This window comes from Bacteroides sp. An322, from assembly GCF_002161765.1.
Classification (GTDB): domain Bacteria; phylum Bacteroidota; class Bacteroidia; order Bacteroidales; family Bacteroidaceae; genus Phocaeicola; species Phocaeicola merdavium.
On the sequence record NZ_NFIN01000001.1, the window covers coordinates 226,680 to 243,651 of the forward strand.

Annotated in this window: 18 protein-coding genes; 8 read left to right on the forward strand and 10 right to left on the reverse strand. The window is 44.9% G+C overall.

The genetic code is table 11. The annotated features are described in order from the left end of the window. Positions 1-6 precede the first annotated feature (6 nt). Positions 7-387 carry a helix-turn-helix domain-containing protein gene (locus B5F91_RS00960; RefSeq protein WP_087248047.1) on the reverse strand — a complete coding sequence of 127 codons (381 nt, stop codon included), beginning with the start codon at positions 385-387 and terminating at the stop codon, positions 7-9. A gap of 14 nt (positions 388-401) precedes the next feature. Continuing rightward, entirely contained in the window at positions 402-665 is a 264-nt protein-coding gene (locus tag B5F91_RS00965) for a helix-turn-helix domain-containing protein (protein WP_239416110.1), read from the reverse strand. A gap of 391 nt (positions 666-1,056) precedes the next feature. Between B5F91_RS00965 and B5F91_RS00970 the strand changes: the two genes are divergently transcribed. After that, complete coding sequence (locus tag B5F91_RS00970; protein ID WP_087247925.1) at positions 1,057-1,347, forward strand: helix-turn-helix domain-containing protein; 291 nt, start codon at positions 1,057-1,059, stop codon at positions 1,345-1,347. A 32-nt stretch (positions 1,348-1,379) separates the two neighbouring features. Beyond that, complete coding sequence (locus B5F91_RS00975; RefSeq protein ID WP_032570631.1) at positions 1,380-1,673, forward strand: helix-turn-helix domain-containing protein; 294 nt, start codon at positions 1,380-1,382, stop codon at positions 1,671-1,673. 88 nt (positions 1,674-1,761) lie between these two features. Here the strand turns inward: B5F91_RS00975 and B5F91_RS00980 are convergent, their stop codons facing one another. The 3 genes from B5F91_RS00980 to B5F91_RS15095 are packed head-to-tail and all read right to left on the reverse strand — an operon-like array spanning position 1,762 to position 3,536. Further along, a complete protein-coding gene (locus B5F91_RS00980; RefSeq protein ID WP_087247920.1) occupies positions 1,762-2,124 on the reverse strand; it encodes a hypothetical protein in 363 nt (120 codons plus the stop codon). 27 nt (positions 2,125-2,151) lie between these two features. Next, positions 2,152-3,387 carry a site-specific integrase gene (locus tag B5F91_RS00985; RefSeq protein ID WP_087427236.1) on the reverse strand — a complete coding sequence of 412 codons (1,236 nt, stop codon included), beginning with the start codon at positions 3,385-3,387 and terminating at the stop codon, positions 2,152-2,154. Further along, positions 3,384-3,536, reverse strand: coding sequence for a hypothetical protein (locus tag B5F91_RS15095; RefSeq protein ID WP_158099873.1), 153 nt, complete (start codon positions 3,534-3,536; stop codon positions 3,384-3,386). The genes B5F91_RS00985 and B5F91_RS15095 overlap by 4 nt, the downstream gene beginning before the upstream one ends. 221 nt (positions 3,537-3,757) lie before the next feature. Between B5F91_RS15095 and B5F91_RS00990 the strand changes: the two genes are divergently transcribed. The 3 genes from B5F91_RS00990 to B5F91_RS01000 are packed head-to-tail and all read left to right on the forward strand — an operon-like array spanning position 3,758 to position 5,441. Further along, complete coding sequence (locus B5F91_RS00990; RefSeq protein ID WP_087427237.1) at positions 3,758-3,988, forward strand: DUF2007-related protein; 231 nt, start codon at positions 3,758-3,760, stop codon at positions 3,986-3,988. Further along, on the forward strand, positions 3,985-4,452 hold the full coding sequence (locus B5F91_RS00995) for a hypothetical protein (RefSeq protein WP_087427238.1): 468 nt from the start codon (positions 3,985-3,987) through the stop codon (positions 4,450-4,452). The genes B5F91_RS00990 and B5F91_RS00995 overlap by 4 nt, the downstream gene beginning before the upstream one ends. 14 nt (positions 4,453-4,466) lie before the next feature. Further along, positions 4,467-5,441 (forward strand): lytic transglycosylase domain-containing protein, encoded by a 975-nt coding sequence (locus tag B5F91_RS01000; RefSeq protein WP_087427239.1) that lies wholly within the window; start codon positions 4,467-4,469, stop codon positions 5,439-5,441. Here the strand turns inward: B5F91_RS01000 and B5F91_RS01005 are convergent. The 4 genes from B5F91_RS01005 to gdhA form a co-directional block, all read right to left on the reverse strand. After that, complete coding sequence (locus B5F91_RS01005) at positions 5,438-6,808, reverse strand: S41 family peptidase (RefSeq protein WP_087427240.1); 1,371 nt, start codon at positions 6,806-6,808, stop codon at positions 5,438-5,440. The two genes, B5F91_RS01000 and B5F91_RS01005, sit on opposite strands and share 4 nt — an antisense overlap. A 13-nt stretch (positions 6,809-6,821) precedes the next feature. Next, complete coding sequence (locus tag B5F91_RS01010) at positions 6,822-7,691, reverse strand: hypothetical protein (RefSeq protein ID WP_087427241.1); 870 nt, start codon at positions 7,689-7,691, stop codon at positions 6,822-6,824. 73 nt (positions 7,692-7,764) lie between these two features. Next, the gene (locus B5F91_RS01015) at positions 7,765-9,492 is read right to left on the reverse strand and encodes a fimbrillin family protein (protein WP_158099874.1); all 1,728 of its coding nucleotides are present in this window, start codon (positions 9,490-9,492) and stop codon (positions 7,765-7,767) included. A gap of 190 nt (positions 9,493-9,682) precedes the next feature. Then, positions 9,683-11,020 carry an NADP-specific glutamate dehydrogenase gene (gene gdhA / locus B5F91_RS01020; RefSeq protein WP_087427243.1) on the reverse strand — a complete coding sequence of 446 codons (1,338 nt, stop codon included), beginning with the start codon at positions 11,018-11,020 and terminating at the stop codon, positions 9,683-9,685. A gap of 231 nt (positions 11,021-11,251) precedes the next feature. Here gdhA and B5F91_RS01025 point away from each other — a divergent pair, with 231 nt between their 5' ends. Then, positions 11,252-14,236: a PEP/pyruvate-binding domain-containing protein gene (locus tag B5F91_RS01025; protein ID WP_087427244.1), complete on the forward strand. Its 2,985-nt coding sequence runs from the start codon at positions 11,252-11,254 to the stop codon at positions 14,234-14,236. Positions 14,237-14,432: 196 nt separating this feature from the next. Beyond that, the gene (locus B5F91_RS01030) at positions 14,433-15,392 is read left to right on the forward strand and encodes a fimbrillin family protein (RefSeq protein WP_087427245.1); all 960 of its coding nucleotides are present in this window, start codon (positions 14,433-14,435) and stop codon (positions 15,390-15,392) included. 145 nt (positions 15,393-15,537) lie between these two features. Here B5F91_RS01030 and B5F91_RS01035 read toward each other — a convergent pair whose 3' ends face one another. Beyond that, on the reverse strand, positions 15,538-16,290 hold the full coding sequence (locus tag B5F91_RS01035; protein WP_144025036.1) for a hypothetical protein: 753 nt from the start codon (positions 16,288-16,290) through the stop codon (positions 15,538-15,540). 432 nt (positions 16,291-16,722) lie between these two features. Here B5F91_RS01035 and B5F91_RS01040 point away from each other — a divergent pair, with 432 nt between their 5' ends. Next, positions 16,723-16,920: a hypothetical protein gene (locus tag B5F91_RS01040; protein WP_087427247.1), complete on the forward strand. Its 198-nt coding sequence runs from the start codon at positions 16,723-16,725 to the stop codon at positions 16,918-16,920. Positions 16,921-16,972 lie beyond the last annotated feature (52 nt).

Consider the following 16,972-nt stretch of genomic DNA (forward strand, 5'->3'; position numbering starts at 1 on the left):
TTCAGTTTAATTTTTACGGTTCGTTTTTTTGTCGTTTGATTTTCTTTTGGTATTGTCCGCCTTATCCTGAGCCCTGTCACGGAGTATTTCCCGCATGTGGGTGCTGATGAACAGTTCCACGTCCGCCCTGCGGTAATAGGTCTTGTGGCGGTGCATCCGGTAGGGCAGCAGCCCGTCGCTGCGGTAGCGTTGCAGGGTACGTTTGCTCACGTGGAGCAGCATGCACACGTCTTGGTTGTCCATCGTGTCCTCTTCCAACAAGGCGGTGCCCTGCGGCTTTTCATTCACGTCACCGCGCATGGCGGAGAGCATCTCCTCCTGACGGTCGAGGCGGCTGAACACCTGCCTCATGCAGTCCTCGAAAGTGCGTCTGTCTAAAAACTCCATAGCCGTTCCTCCTTTCATTTCCTGCCCGCCTTTCCGCCCGTGCGGAGCCGGTAGTTGTGTTTCAGTTCCTCCGGTTTCTCCGGTGAAGTCTTGACCGCATTCTCCCGGATGATGCGTTCCACTTCTTCCGGAGGGTAACGGCAGTCGCCCCGGATGATGACATACCCGATGCGCTTCTCGTCGCGCAGCCGTTGCAGCGTGCGGCGGCTGACACAGAGCAGGCGCATCACTTCGCGGCTGTCCAGAAGGCAGGCGGTATCGTTCCGCTGTCCCTCCATGCCTTGCCTCCTCACATGGGAGGCGATTTCCTCGATGCGCCCTACGATGTCCTTGTAGGCGGCGCTTTCCATCGTGATGATTTCCATTTCTCAATCGCTTTAATCGTTAATGAATCAATTTGTCGGGAGCAAAGTTCGGCTATTCCAAATGGGCGGGCACGGTACTTACCCGTAACTTACGTGAGATTTTTATGGATTTTCCACCTTGCAGGGGCTTCAACGGGCATTTTTATCATGGAAAACCGCCAAACGGACATTCCAAGCCGTCTGTTTCCCTCATGTCCTGATGTGGCACAATAAAAAGAGCCACAAGCTGCCACTGTTTCCTTGCCCGGTCGGTTCCGGCCCACGGCTGTGTAACTTTGCGGCAAACCGATAAAATTTTGAAAGAATGGAAATAGTAATCATTGAGAAGACCGCCTTCGATATGCTCCTTGCCGGAGTGAAGGCATTGGAGGACAGGGTGAGGACGCTTGCCGAAAAGGGCGGCGACCGCCGCCTTGCCGAATGGATGGACACGGAGGACGTGTGCCGTATGCTGAGCATAACCCCGAAGACCTTGCAGGCCATGCGCGACAGGCACGGCATTGCATATTCCCAAATCGGACGCAAGTTCTATTACAGGCCGGAGGATGTGGAACGGCTGTTGCCCGTTCCCGAAACGGGACAACCGTCCGTCTGACACTTGAAGTGTGCCACTAAATCCTATGTAAGATGAATGACAATGTATTGACAAAGGACTGCGGCGTACTTGCCGACGCCATGCAGTCCGTCCGGAGAAGCCTGAAAATGGCGGACAGGCTCGCCGACGGATACATCCCGCCGATGGGCGGCGAGCGTTACCTCACCGACAGGGACTTGGCGCGAAGGCTGCACGTGAGCCGGCGCACCTTGCAGCAGTACCGCCACGAGGGGATATTGCCCTATTTCCTGTTCGGCGGCAAGACGCTCTACCGCGAGAGCGACATCCAGAAGGTACTGGAACGTAACTACCGCAAGGCATACTGACGCTTGCGGCAAGTAAAAACATCGGGAGACGGATACCCTCATGCGGGTTGCCGCTCCCGATGTTCATTTCAGACCGTGCCTGTGCCGTTCAGCAGTATGCCCCATGCGGATGATGCAGGAACAAGACCGTAGGCTCTTTCTTGGAACACGCCACCGTCCGGGCGAGCCATTTGCGGAACAGTGCCGCCTGCCCCGTGTCGAACCGGAACGACAGGGCTATGACCGTTTCCATGCCGTAAATCTCCGTATAACCTTTTGCTTCCTGTAGCCGTATGCGCCGGCATGAACCGCCGTCCGCGATGCCGTCCTTTTTCAGTTTCCTTATGGCGGCTTCCACCGACACGCCGCGCACATAGAACAGGCCTGCGATTTCTCCGGTCGTCATCCACACTTCGGCATCGGGCAGGACTACCGTCTTTTCTTCTATTGTTATGATGCCTCTCGTTTCCATGCTTCTTTTCGTTTTCGGGTTCAACTTCTAAATGGCTTGGCAGATGAACTGTTCCATCGGGGCGAGTTTTTGGGAGAGCAGTTCCATGTCCCGGCTCATCTTCTCAGCCGTGATTTTCGCGTATATCTGGGTCGAACGGATGCTTGTATGCCCCATCAGTTTCGACAGCGTTTCAATGGGTACGCCGTTGGAAAGACATATCGTCGTGGCATACGAATGCCTACTTTGGTGCCAGGTCACGTTTTTGTTTATCCCGCATTGTCTGGCTACCTGTTTGATGCCGTATTTACAGATGTTATAGCATGGGACAGGCAGCAGCTTGCCGTCTTTGGAAACGCCTTTGTATTTGTCGATGATGTGCTTCGCCACGTCCAGCAGGCGGATGTTCGTTTCCACTCCCGTTTTCTGGCGGCTCGTCTTTATCCACAGATGCCCGTCGAAGGAAATTTGCAGGTTCTCTTCCGTGAGGTTCGCCATGTCACGCCAGCTCAATCCGGTGAAGCAGCAGAAGATGAAGAGGTCGCGTATCAGTTCATAGTTCTTCCTCTTGAACGTGCAGTTTATCATCTGCGTGATTTCCTCTTTCGTCAGGTAGCCGCGTTTCGTTTCCTCCTTCGTGATGTGGTAGGCATAGAACGGGTCACGCTGCAACCAGCCGTTGTTGATGGCGGTGAAGATGATGCTCCGGAAAGGCATCATGTACGACCACACGGTGTTGGTGCAATGCCCTTTCTCCACGCGGAGGAACAGCTCGAAGTCCGTGATGAAGGCGGGCGCAAGCTCTTTCAGGGCGATGTCCTCCACCTTGTACCGGGTTTTGATGAACTCCGACAGGTGCTTGTAAACCACGCAGTATTTCCAGTAACTGCGTTGGCTCTTCATCTTGCCCACTAATTTGGCGTAGTCCTCGTTGTGCTGCCGGAACACGGCAAGCAGCGTCTTGTGGTTCATGCCCATGCCGAGGTATTCGTTGCGTACCTTCTCCGCCGTGACATAAGTGTCACGGTCGAACACGTCCTGATAGGCCTTGTTCACACCCACGCGGATTTTGTCCAGCATACGGTTGCCTTCCAGAGCCACGTTGCTCCTTCCGGTCAGCCGTCCGGTTTCCACGCTCCACATCTTTTCCTCCACGTCCAGCTTGCAACTGAACTGTGCGATTTTCCCGTTCACCGTGATACGGCACATGACCGGTATCAGCCCGTTCTTCTTCGGCGCGTTGCGCTTGAGGTAAAATAAAATCTTGAATGTCGCTCTACTCATAGTTCATACTTTTTTATGGTTGCAAAATTACCTTGTGTAGAGCTGTTTGCCTGTATGTAAACCGCAGCAGACCAACGCAATCGAATCTGCCGCAAGACTTTTTCATCCCGAACCTTGCCAACTGCCTGTATAATTGCAGTTCTTGCCATGTTTTGCCGGGCTTTTCCATCCTGTTACCCGTTCCGATTTTAAGTAACGAGATGGTAACGTAATTTCGGTTCAAGTTGGCATTTTCACGGTTTCAGTTGGCACCCGTCCAAATCGCCAAAACCCCATAAATCATTAACTTTCAATCATATTTCCGTGATTTGCTCAGTATCTCACTTTTTTGTATTATCTTTGCGTGTAGATAATCTAAAAATATACAGTTATGGAAGCAAAATCGTATGATTCACTGGTTGAAGTTTACCGCGGAAGCCTTTGGGAAGCCGAATTAATGAAAGGGTTATTAGAATCGGCAGGTGTATCCGCCATGCTAAAAGACGAAACCTTAGGACTCATCACTTCACCCTATAATGAAGTGGGCGGTCAAGTTTTGGTCTTAGTGAACAAGGAAGAAGAAGTATATGCCCGTAAAGTTGTAGAACGCAGACAAGCATGAAAACAGTTTTCCTAAGCATCGTACTTGTGACACTCTCTGCAATGAGGCTTCACGCCCAAACCTTGCAGCCCATTACATGGCAAGCCTACGGGGTAAGTTTCAAAGCTCCCGCAGGCTATACCATAGAAGATGATTCAGAAGAAGGATTCGTTATCAGCACGCCTATCTATTACATCACAGTCCAGTTATTGGAAGGCGAAGGCATCCAACGCTCCGAATTAGCCCAAGAACTGAAAAACATAGCCATTGATGATGAAGTGACCCAGCAAAGCAAAGTCACCGATTTCGAACTTACACAATTCTACGGTGTACAATTACGCGGAAATTGTGAAAGCGACCAGTGTCTATACAGTTATTTAATAACCAAAGAAGATGCAAGTGGTTTCTATGTATCTATCGTATACACCGACCCCAACGACACGCTTCCTGAAACCATACTGAAAAGCTTCACCTTAGAAGAATAAACCGACAAACAAACATGAAAACATTTTTCACTCAATTTATCCGTACCGGACTGCCTGTAGCAGCCTTTTTTCTTTCATTGGCTGCTTTTACTTTGTCATTATCCGCACAAACAGCAGAAGATTCTTCAACCCCTGCACCTGCATACAGCTGCATCGAAGTTCCTGCAAGCATGACTTTTTGTGGTGAGACAATAGACTTGACCCGATTTGACCGCCGCGAGAGAATGGACCGTGAATTACTTGCCTTTACTTATATGCACAGTACTACAATCCAACTCATCAAACGTGCCAACCGGTATTTCCCCATTGTAGAATCTATCTTACGGGAAAACGGCGTGCCCGATGACTTCAAATACCTGATGTCCATCGAAAGCAACAACAATCCTTTGGCACGCTCTGTAGCAGGAGCAGCCGGACTTTGGCAATTCATGCCCGCTACAGGACGTGAATTCGGATTGGAAGTCGGAAATTCCGTTGACGAGCGTTATCATGTAGAAAAAGCTACCCGCGCCGCTTGCAAATACTTAAAACAAGCATACGCCCGCTTTGGGAATTGGGTAAGCGTTGCGGCATCTTATAATGCAGGTCAAGGACGCATTTCAAGAGAACTGGAACGGCAATACGAAGAAAATGCCCTCGACTTGCAGCTGGTAGAAGAAACCTCCCGCTATGTGTACCGTATTCTTGCGGTGAAAATGCTCTTTGCCGACCCGGCCAAGTTTGGTTTCCATTTACGTGCATCCGACCTCTATCCCCCTATCCCCTACCGGGAAATTAAAGTGGAAAAAACCATCGAAGACCTGCCCCGCTTTGCCAAAGGACAAGGCATTACTTATGCGTTGTTGCGCAACATGAACCCATGGCTACGTTCCCGTTCGCTGCACGTACATGGCTCAAAAGTATATTACTTACGCATTCCCGATACAGAAAGTATGCACTACAATCCACGGGTCATTTTTCCTCATGACTCCAATTGGGTAAAACCTTAATCGCAATCAAATTGTGAACGGCGGGGTTTGTGAGCTATCGGGTTATAAATCACCTTGCTCCTACCCTGCCATGAACTGCGGTTTTGCACTTCAGGCTGTTGGGCAGAGTTAGGGAAATTACCATATTCCAAATGATAGAGAATAGGAACCATTAAGCTGTCCTGCTCAGTTCCAAACTCTCCCAAATAAGCTGTTTGGTCTTCTTCTGCCTCATAATCCGGCTGCAAACCATTGTCATAATATTCATAGAAGCCTTCTGAATTGCTGACGTATGCGGTCGTAAGCCAAAATTCCAACAAAGGATAAGCTTCATCCGTAAACAGACTTTGTGCTACGTTTTTCCCGAAAGTAGCACCGCCTACCTGCAACAACTTATCACCCAAATAAGGACGTAACGTATTGATAATGATTTCAGCAGCAGAAGCCGTATTGCCGGAAGTTATTACATAAAGGTGGTCGTATGACAGATTTGAAACGCCTTGCAACAAACCTGAATCGAAAGTATAAGTTTGCGTTTGAGGTTCAGTCTTATCATTGAATATCATATTCATCCATGGTTGCCCCATTGCGCTCTGAGGTGCTAAAATCGTACTAAGTAATTGGGCTGTTGATACATACCCCCCTGGATTATAGCGTAAATCAAGAATAATGTCAGAAGGTGACTGGACCATTGCCTCGTTGAATGCCGCTTTCAATAAATCTTCATCAGCCGTTTCAAAACTATTATAAAGGATATAAAAAGCTTTCCGGCTACCTACAGAGATAGTCTTATAAGTGAACACACTGGGTTGCTCAATGATTCTAGGAGCAGGCATATCCACATAAGACGTATCAGGAAGCCCATCTTTTACCCGCGCCACCCGATAACGGCAAGAAGCTATCGGGCGTTGGAAATATTCCACATAATTACTCGAATTCAACGCACGGTCGTTTACATCCACCACCCAATCATTGCGTTGAAGTCCAACTTCTGATGCCGGAGAATTTGGGTATACATACAAAATATGTACCACATAATCACCGTTGGCATTACGGATAAGCGCACCTTCCAATCCGAATGAAGGATAAGCACTCATTACACGCGATACGTTAACCGAATCGATATGAGAAAATACAGAACCGTTTTTCTGGTCTTGCGGAGACACAACCGACTGTAAAAAAGTTTCTGGCTTATCAAAAAAATTCAGTTCTTCTTCAGCAGGCAAATCTTCATAATACAAATAGTGTTGTTGCATGATGTCGTACATCCAGGTTTTGGCACCAATCAATGCATAATATTCTCCTGAACGGTCTTGCCCGCATGATGAAAAAAACAAGACAGGCAACACTATGCATACAAATCCAACATAAACAATGTATTTTCTCATATCCGATAGAGACTTATTTCATTTCGAATGAATTCTGACCAATCATATTGCCATCAGCAAATACATAGACATTGTATGTACCTGAAGGCAAAAACTCTTCTACATCCCAATAAACCGTTACACTCTGTTCCTCACCGGTATATTCAATATACTTCTTGATAGAATAAGTAATTTCTCGGTCTTCATAAGCGAAAGTTGTATTACCTTTCGACAAGATAGAATTGTCCGGCTTGGCAATACGGACATAAACCGTCTTATTTCCTGTTTCAGCCGTAATGTTTTTAGCAATTGTAAAAGAGATTGCAATTTTCTTTACATCTTTTACCCTACGTGCCTTCCGACCCCGTTTATTCATGGGAAGTGCCGAAATATTTGTAGCATCCAACTGGGCAGCAAGCGAAACCTTTTCATTCAGGTTTTTCTTTTCTTCAGAAAGTGTATTGATTTGAGCCGTAGCCGCTGTATATTTGCTCTTCACTTCCTTATTTTCTTCCATCAGAGCCGCATTCAGCCGGTTCAGTGAATCGATTTGTATCACATACGTCCGAAGCACAGCGCGAACGGTCTTCAATTCTTTTTTCAACCGGATTATTTCGGCTGCATTCGTTGTTTTTACCTGACGAAGTTCTTCCAACAACCGTTGGGTTTTCAACTTCTCGCTTTCCAATTTCTCACGCAAAGAGTCGTTGTTGATTTGCACCTGAAGTTCGTCGTATTGTGCGGCAAATGTGCTGTATTCATTTTCCATTTCCTCCTTCTCTACTGCAAATACTTCTGCCATTTCCTTGTTTTTCCGGAATTCATTGATTGCAAGAAAGGAGACTCCAGCAATGACCACAACCAATACAATAAGAATAATGGTAAATTTCTTGTTCTTTTCCATGGAATTTTGAATTTGGAGGCAAAAATACAACATTTTGCTTAGATGTGTAGATTCCTATCCCTAAAAAATCTAATCAAGGTAACGATTGGTGAATAAAAGGTACATTTCCATCACCTTCTTGCCAATGCAAAAGCGGATAGTCTGGATAAATTGCTTGATTTTCATCTATCCAACCGTTTAGAGCATCAAGAAGGTGTTTCCCGTCATTCGTTGTAATATAGCTGTCACCAAATGTGTAAACATTATTCTGAATATTATAATTATAACCTTCATAAACTGGATTCACCGATATATGCTCACTATAATAACAAGTCCGAACAACAGCACCCGATAACACTTTATAAGCAAGTGGAGCAAAATCATCAGTAGGATAATTTGAAAAAATCACATAGCAATTAAGCAAAGTAGAACTTGTTCCCAAAGTACAACAAAGACCTCCAACGCACTTACTACCTTCAACATATTGACATTTAGCCATATAACTATTCAAAACGACAAATCCATTATCACAACACAAGCCTCCGATATTTAACTTGTTTCCTTTAAACCGCATATTATCTACCGAACTGTTCAATACAACTCCAGTTTCTTTATTATCACAGATTAATCCACCTGCATAACCTCGTTTTTCATCTTCTATCATACAGGATTTTACATGACAATTCATAATCATTCCATAATTCAATCCAACCAATATTCCAATATGTTGCAACTCAAAAGCAGAAGTATTTACATGCGAACAATTTTCAAGAATCAAATTCTTAACTACTCCTTCCTTTCCAATAAAACCGAACAAACCTTGATACAAGGTATTTCCTGGTGTAATAATTTGCAAATCAAAAAGCGTATGCCCTAATCCGTCAAAACAATCTTTAAAAACATAATCATCTCTATCGCCAGAAGCATACTTTTTAAACCCTATCGGTTGTACCCGTTTACTTTCTTCCTCCGTAAACCGAATATCACTCCGAAGGTAATAAGTCATTACCCCGTCTACATTCTTCCCGAACTCTTCCAATGTCCGACCTTCATATTCCATTTGATTAATAAGATGTGAAAATGCAATAAAATCCTCTGCTGTATAAATACCGACTTCTTCCTCTTTGGCTATAAGATGATAAGTATATTCATGACCTGATTCATACGTTTGAGGCGTAGTTGCTTCAAGAGACAAAACTCCTTGCGGTGTAGTTATGTCAATATCAACCGTTACATCCGGGACAGAAGGCACCAAAAAAGAATAAATCCGGTCTGAACGATGAGCTATCTGAAAAGAAGAAGCTGCATTCCCGGTCAAAGCGATTGTCCCTGTATAAGGCTCGATCGCTTTTACTTGAACAGAAGGAGTAAACGTGATGCTTTGTATTTGCCCGTTAACCGTCTCATCGGCTTCAAACACAAGTTTCGAAAACAAATGCTTAAATTCCAATTCAACCGGCAATCCATACGCCACTTCTTTTCGGGCACAGACCAAATCTTTCAGAAATCCGTCCCCGTCATAAAAGTTCCAATCTTCCAATGCAAAACAGGGATAGTAAGCCGCAAGAACCGCCTCTTCCCCCGAAGCGTTCCAAATTAAATCTCCTCCGTGTTCCCACTCCTTATTTATATAAGTAAGGAGAATGTTATCCGCTTCGATGCCTCCTTTACTGAAAAAAGAAATCCGGTCTCCTTCCTCAAATCGGGTAATATCTTGTGCCGCCCTTCCCAAACTTCTTATTTGACCGCCTAAAACAATCACCGAAGAAGACAAAACGTCCTCCCGTTCTTCATCGGTACATCCAGCCAATAAACAAGCCAACACATATAATATCAGAAGTCTTTTCATAGCAATACATCAACATTATATTCTTACAACGCAATATAACGGTTTTGTCTATATTGCCAATATGCAAAAAAAGCGCTGCTTACCTTCACAGGTGAGCAGCGCAACTACAATACAAAATACAAATACAACTAAACGAGATATGTTATTAACTTCTTTTCTTCTTTTAAACGATGCCTTGCGCCATCATGGCATGAGCCACTTTCATGAATCCGGCGATGTTCGCACCTTTCACATAATTGATGTATCCATCAGGTTCGGTTCCATATTTCACGCATTGCTCATGGATGTTATGCATAATTTGATGCAACTTGTCATCCACTTCCTGAGCAGTCCAACTGATATGCATCGCATTCTGGCTCATCTCCAATCCCGATGTAGCCACACCACCTGCATTTACGGCTTTTCCGGGTGCATACATCACCTTATTAGCGATAAACGCATCGATTGCTTCGGGCGTACATCCCATGTTGGAAATTTCTCCGACGCAAAGTACGTCATTTTTTATCAAATTACAAGCATCTTCGCCATTTAATTCATTCTGAGTTGCACAAGGAAGTGCAATATCCACCTTTACTTCCCACGGACGGCGTCCTGAATAGAAGGTTGCATTCGGATATTTCTCAGCATACGGAGCCACTATATCATTGCCCGAAGCCCGAAGTTCAAGCATATAGTCTATCTTTTCGCCACATACTCCGTCCGGGTCGTACACATATCCGTCCGGTCCAGACAGGGTAACGACTTTCGCCCCCAATTGATTGGCTTTGGTCACGGCACCCCATGCCACATTTCCGAATCCGGAAACAGCAATGGTCTTGCCCTTAATATCAATGCCTTTCTTGTCGAGCATGTGTTTCACAAAGTACAGCCCGCCAAACCCTGTAGCTTCGGGACGAATCAACGAGCCACCGTATTCCAGTCCTTTGCCCGTAAATGTTCCGGTAAACTCGTGGGTCAGCTTTTTATACATGCCAAACATATAGCCCACTTCACGTCCGCCTACACCGATATCACCGGCAGGAACATCCATATCGGGACCTAAATGATGATACAATTCCAACATAAAGGCTTGGCAGAAACGCATGATTTCAGCCTCGCTTTTGCCGCGCGGAGAGAAATCGGAACCGCCTTTCGCCCCACCCATCGGCAATGTAGTCAAAGCGTTCTTGAAAGTCTGTTCGAATCCCAAGAACTTCAAAATAGACAGATTAACCGAAGCATGGAACCGGATACCGCCTTTATACGGACCGATAGCGTTATTAAATTGTACCCGATAGCCCAAATTGACTTGTACTTTACCTTTATCGTCCACCCAAGGCACACGGAACGTAATGATACGGTCTGGTTCCACCAAACGCTCAATCAGTGAAACCTTTTCAAATTCAGGATGTTGATTGTAGATATCTTCAATAGAAAGCAGCACTTCCTTTACTGCTTGCAAATACTCAAGTTCACCCGGATGCTTAGCTTCCAGCGATGACATAATCTGATTGATATTCATAACAAACTTAATTTAAGGTCTGACAAAATGAAATGTTTCACTATGCAAAGATAGGCTTTTCAGAGAAATCACCAAATATTTCAGATGAAAAATCACAGAAATCCGTGATAAAAAGTTAAACGCACAATTCTCCTTTTCATACGTAAAGTGAAGTTTCCGGCAAATAAAGTTGCATAAATCAAGAGAAATACCGAAATTTGTTTAATAAATAAAAGCGTAAATCCGAATACTATGCTCAATAAGTTAAAATTAAACCAACTCTATTTCAAGGATACACAATTCGTCAATCTGATGACGAAACGTATCTTCAACGTACTGCTTGTAGCAAACCCATACGATGCTTTCATGTTGGAAGACGACGGGCGTATTGATGAGAAAATATTCATCGAGTACATGAATCTCAGCCTTCGTTACCCGCCCCGCTTTACGCAGGTATCTACCGAAGAAGACGCATGGAAGCAACTGGAAAACACCCGTTTCGAACTGGTTATCTGTATGCCCGGCACGGATAATAGCGATACATTCGACATCGCACGCCAAATCAAAGAGAAATATCCCCACATCCCTTTGGTGGTGCTTACTCCTTTCTCGCACGGCATACGGGAACGTATGGAACACGAAGACTTGAGTATTTTCGAATATGTGTTCTGCTGGTTAGGGAATACAGACCTATTGGTGTCTATCATCAAGCTGATAGAAGACAAAATGAACCTGGAGCACGACATCAAGGAAGTGGGCGTGCAAATGATTCTTTTGGTAGAAGATTCCATCCGGTTCTATTCTTCTGTATTGCCCAACCTGTATAAATTCGTATTGCGCCAAAGCCAGGAATTTGCCACCGAGGCATTGAACGAACACCAACGCACCTTACGTATGCGTGGACGTCCCAAAATCGTATTGGCACGCACCTACGAAGAAGCCCTCGACCTATACAATAAATATAAAAACAATATCCTGGGGATTGTATCCGACGCCCGTTTCCCCCGCGAAGGGAAAATCGACCCTCAGGCTGGTATACGCTTCCTTACCGTCGTGCGGAGCGAAAGCCCCTTTATACCTTTAATATTACAATCTGCCGAAATAGCCAACCGGGAATTTGCCCAACACGTACACGCCCAGTTCATCGACAAGAACTCGAAAAAGATGAGCATCGAGTTGCGCCAGGCGGTTTCCGAACATTTCGGATTCGGCGATTTCGTATTCCGTAATCCTAAAACCAAGGAAGAAGTGGCTCGTGTGCATAACCTGAAAGACTTGCAGAATGCCATTTTTACGATTCCAGCCGATTCGCTTCTCTATCACATCAGCCGGAACCACATGTCCCGTTGGCTCTATTCGCGGGCTATCTTCCCGGTGGCAGAGTTCTTGAAACAGATTACATGGGATTCCTTGCAAGACCTCGACGCACACCGCCAAATCATCTTCGAAGCTATCGTAAAATACCGCAAAATGAAAAACCAAGGTGTCGTAGCCGTTTTCCAACGAGACCGGTTCGACCGTTATTCGCATTTTGCCCGCATCGGAGACGGTTCGTTAGGAGGAAAAGGCAGAGGACTGGCTTTCATCGACAACATGATTAAGCGTCACCCCGAATTTGAAGAGTTCGAGAATGCCATTATCGAAATCCCGAAGACCGTTGTGCTCTGTACCGATATCTTCGATGAGTTTATGGATACCAACCAGCTATATCAAATCGCATTGAGTGATGCCGATGACGATACCATTTTGCGTGCCTTCCTTCGCGCCAAACTTCCCGATAGCCTGGTAGAAGACTTCTTCGCTTTCTTCGATGTGGTAAAGGCTCCGATTGCCATCCGTTCGTCCAGCTTGTTGGAAGACTCACATTACCAACCCTTTGCCGGTATTTACTCTACGTATATGATTCCGTATATGGAAGACAAATACGAGCGTCTCCGGATGCTGAGCGATGCGATAAAAGGCGTTTATGCTTCGGTCTTCTATAAAGACAGCAAGGCGTATATGCAGGCAACCAGCAACGTGATTGATGAAGAAAAAATGGCGGTTATCCTTCAAGAAGTTGTAGGAACCCAGTATGGAGACAGGTATTATCCTTCTATTTCGGGTGTAGCCCGTTCGGTCAATTATTATCCGATAAACGATGAACTTGCCGAAGAAGGAACGGTCAGCCTAGCATTGGGTTTGGGCAAATATATTGTAGACGGGGGACTCACTTTGCGCGTTTGCCCCTATCATCCCGACAAGGTATTGCAAACCAGCGAAATGGAAATGGCATTGCGCGAAACGCAGACCCGCTTCTACGCCCTCGACCTGAAAAACTTAGGACATAATTTTTCTTTAGACGATGGTTTCAACCTGTTGAAGCTTTCGGTAAAAGATGCCGAAGCAGACGGCTCGCTGAACTACATCGCCTCCACTTACGACCCTTACGATATGGTAATCCGCGACGGCATCTATCCGGGCGGACGAAAAGTCATTACCTTTGCCAATATCCTTCAGCACGATGTATTCCCCTTGGCACGTATTCTCCAATTAGTGCAAAAATACGGGCAAGGCGAAATGCGCCGTCCGGTGGAAATCGAATTTGCGGTCAACCTGGACGCAAAAGAAAAACGAGGCGTTTTCTACCTCTTGCAAATCCGCCCCATGGTAGACATGAAAGCCGACTTGGAAGAAGACCTTGAAACAATCCCCGAAGAACATTTGCTACTGAAGAGTGAAAACTCATTGGGTCAAGGCATTATGAATGATATCCAAGACGTGATTTACGTAAAAACCGAAGGCTATTCCGCATCGAATAACCAATTGATTGCCTACGACATCGAAAAACTGAACAAGCGTTTCCTTGATGAAGGAAAGCATTATGTCTTGGTGGGTCCGGGAAGATGGGGAAGCAGCGATACGTGGTTAGGAATTCCGGTGAAATGGCCCAACATATCGGCAGCCCGTGTGATTGTAGAAGCCGGCTTGACCAACTATCGGGTAGATCCCAGCCAAGGCACCCATTTCTTCCAAAACCTGACATCATTCGGAGTGGGCTATTTTACTATCAATACTTATTGCGGAGACGGCATTTTCAACGAAGAGCTGTTAAATTCAATGCCTGCCGTAGAAGAGACCAAATTCATCCGCTGGGTACATTTCGACCAACCGCTTACGGTAAAAATGAACGGAAAAAAGAAACTCGGCGTAGTGGAATTGCCTCTATCGGATGCCGAGAAAACAGAACCTCAATAACCTCCTTCAGGCTTAATCAAAAAACGCACCTAGCTTCGTCGGCTGATGAACCTAGGTGCGTTGCCTGATGAAGCCGTATGTATCGGCATACGAAGCCTGCTTCATTAAAACGATAAAAAAACAGGCTGAATATGTACACATTCAGCCCGATTTGCGTTGATATAAACATATTTTACACCTAAACTTTTTATTTATTATGAAAGTAAATTATGTATTATGCATCGCTTTATCGATGGCTATGGCTTCATGCCAACAAGAACAAATGCCCGAACAGGGTACAGTGGAAAACACCGGAATCCGGATTCAAGCCAGCATTTCGGATAATCAGACAAGCCGTACTGCAACACAAGCAACGGGAGAAACCACCTTCGAGACAAATGACCAAATCGGTTTCTTCATGCCGGAAGCATCCAGTCCGACTCTATTCACTTACAACACCTCCCAATGGGAATCTGAAACAAGATTAGACTGGCCCGACCTGACAAACGATTTCACTTTTTGTGCCTTCTATCCTTATAAAGAAAGCGCAACACGCGAAAACATTTCAATGCCCGACTTAACTACCCAAACGGGAGAACTTACCGACATCGGCAATTACGATTTCCTTGCAGCAACAAAAACATGCAAATTCTCTACCACAGGCGGAATCGTAAGCTTTACCGATGCAGACGCGTTCAAGCACGTATATAGCCTGCTTTTGATTACATTGACCGATAGCGAAGACGCAACAACACTTCTCCAATCAGCAAGTATCAGCGGAGCAGGATGTTTCACGAATTACGCATACCGGTTTACGGAAGAAGGAACAGGAGAAACATTCAAGCCGGAAGGAAACGAAGAGAAAAACGAATGGACCGCAACGTATGAAACGGGGAAAGAAATAGCAGACGGTACCGGCATCCAACTTGCTGTTTTATTAAATCCATCTGATATAGAAATCCCCTTGGCTTTCAACATCGGCTATACACGCGAGGGGGTAAATTTCACCGCTGGCACCAATTCCATAAGCCATGCATTTACAGAAGGTTACAGTTACAAATACCAAATCCGCATAAACGACGGAGAACTGATTGTAGAAGGCTATGAAATATCCCAATGGGCAGAAGGAGAAGTAGAAAATGGGAATATAACCGTAGAAGGTACTTTACAAGAATAAACACATATAAAACAGACAAGAGGTGTATCAAAATAAAATTTAGCTCTCATTTTGTCATCCTGTTTCTATGACATTACTTTTTGATAGGCAATTCTCATTTTGAGACAGCCTCTTGTCTGTTTATGCTCAACAATAAGTAACGGAGTTATTCGTTTTCTCCAGCTATTTTCATGGATACCGAATAAGAACCGTTACCATCCACATGAATGATTAGCTTTCTCCAATACAAATTGATAACCTCTTCTATCATATCCTGATCTGCACCAACTATCAGATTAGAGCCATTCGTACCCCAAAAATAAGGCTCCCCTGTCTTATCTACTAAATCAAGCAATTCTTCCTTTGTTTCATCAAGCGTATAAGAAATATCGCCTGTCTCATCCTTTTGAGAAATTATACTGCCATTCTCTTCATCCACAAAGTGATAAGCTATCGAATAGTCACCATAAAACAAATCCACGCTTGTCTTTTCATATTCCGGCATGTCCGTTTTAGGAACGTACGAAACGATTATCTCGTCATCGACTGGGAACTCTTCCCAATGAAGCTTTCTGGTCCATGTCATGATATTGGCACTCGATGAAGAGCCATCCCCAAAAGTCACGCCAAAACGGGCGTCATTATTTATCTGCATCCAGTCCGTATCGGTTATCTGAACCGTCACCTCTTTCCCGTCGTCTCCCATATAAGTTACTTGAGGTATCACATATTTCAACAAGTCTTCAGAGCAATTCAGCGTATAGGTGATGTCCACATAATGAGCCGGCTCAGGTTCCGGAGCAGGTTCCTCCGGAGTCGGTTCTGGTACTTCCGTAATCACTTCGTCTTTCTCACAAGAAAACAAGCCTATGCACATCAATGAGGTGCATAGCATAGTCATAAAACAACTCTTCTTCATATCCATACGATTTAAATCGATTCGAAATCCGTATGCAAGTTTACGAATTTATTCCCAATCGCCTATGCCAAGCAAACAGCGAACCATTAATAATTAGTTTCAATTAACACACGGCTTTAAATAACCCACGCAAGAAGGGTAAACGGATAGCATTATAATGTCTTCGAGAATAGGTAACAACGTCCAAAAAGCCTAGTACCTTTTATATTCCGCCAGCCGGAATGTATGTTCCAGCGGGCGGAATATAAAATGAAACTATCTGCTCAGAGAAAAGCAGGCAATCGGAAAGGCAAACAAAACAAGCCAAAAACAGATTGCCTTTTCTTCTTTAAGAACTAACAAAAAAACAAGAAACTTCTTTGAGGAAGTTAATTAATTCGTTTCCTTTGCGGAAAGAAAAACCTCAAATAACCTATTTTATCCCCATATCACATGACAGACGAAAAATTGAAAGCAATGGGATGTACTACATTGGAAGAACTTCTCGACAGGGAATATAGACCTAAAGGTACTCCCGAACGAGACCGGTTCGAACGTGATGCCGAAGCTTTTATCCGAGCCGAATGTATGAAAGAAAAATATAGGAAAATTAAAGCACGACTAAAAAATAAGAAGAGTGCCTCAAAATGAAAACCGATATTCATTCTAAAGCACTCTTCTTTGTTCATTATTCACTATTCAC

Bases quoted from the DNA above. Each gene is read 5' to 3' on its own strand.
- B5F91_RS01040 (WP_087427247.1), top strand. From the start codon at position 16,723: ATGACAGACGAAAAATTGAAAGCAATGGGATGTACTACATTGGAAGAA.
- B5F91_RS01005 (WP_087427240.1), bottom strand. From the start codon at position 6,808: ATGAGAAAATACATTGTTTATGTTGGATTTGTATGCATAGTGTTGCCT.
- B5F91_RS00985 (WP_087427236.1), bottom strand. From the start codon at position 3,387: ATGAGTAGAGCGACATTCAAGATTTTATTTTACCTCAAGCGCAACGCG.
- B5F91_RS00990 (WP_087427237.1), top strand. From the start codon at position 3,758: ATGGAAGCAAAATCGTATGATTCACTGGTTGAAGTTTACCGCGGAAGC.
- B5F91_RS00975 (WP_032570631.1), top strand. From the start codon at position 1,380: ATGAATGACAATGTATTGACAAAGGACTGCGGCGTACTTGCCGACGCC.
- B5F91_RS01010 (WP_087427241.1), bottom strand. From the start codon at position 7,691: ATGGAAAAGAACAAGAAATTTACCATTATTCTTATTGTATTGGTTGTG.
- B5F91_RS00965 (WP_239416110.1), bottom strand. From the start codon at position 665: ATGGAGGGACAGCGGAACGATACCGCCTGCCTTCTGGACAGCCGCGAA.
- B5F91_RS00995 (WP_087427238.1), top strand. From the start codon at position 3,985: ATGAAAACAGTTTTCCTAAGCATCGTACTTGTGACACTCTCTGCAATG.
- gdhA (WP_087427243.1), bottom strand. From the start codon at position 11,020: ATGAATATCAATCAGATTATGTCATCGCTGGAAGCTAAGCATCCGGGT.
- B5F91_RS00980 (WP_087247920.1), bottom strand. From the start codon at position 2,124: ATGGAAACGAGAGGCATCATAACAATAGAAGAAAAGACGGTAGTCCTG.
- B5F91_RS01035 (WP_144025036.1), bottom strand. From the start codon at position 16,290: ATGAAGAAGAGTTGTTTTATGACTATGCTATGCACCTCATTGATGTGC.
- B5F91_RS15095 (WP_158099873.1), bottom strand. From the start codon at position 3,536: ATGGCAAGAACTGCAATTATACAGGCAGTTGGCAAGGTTCGGGATGAA.
- B5F91_RS01025 (WP_087427244.1), top strand. From the start codon at position 11,252: ATGCTCAATAAGTTAAAATTAAACCAACTCTATTTCAAGGATACACAA.
- B5F91_RS00970 (WP_087247925.1), top strand. From the start codon at position 1,057: ATGGAAATAGTAATCATTGAGAAGACCGCCTTCGATATGCTCCTTGCC.
- B5F91_RS01000 (WP_087427239.1), top strand. From the start codon at position 4,467: ATGAAAACATTTTTCACTCAATTTATCCGTACCGGACTGCCTGTAGCA.
- B5F91_RS01030 (WP_087427245.1), top strand. From the start codon at position 14,433: ATGAAAGTAAATTATGTATTATGCATCGCTTTATCGATGGCTATGGCT.
- B5F91_RS00960 (WP_087248047.1), bottom strand. From the start codon at position 387: ATGGAGTTTTTAGACAGACGCACTTTCGAGGACTGCATGAGGCAGGTG.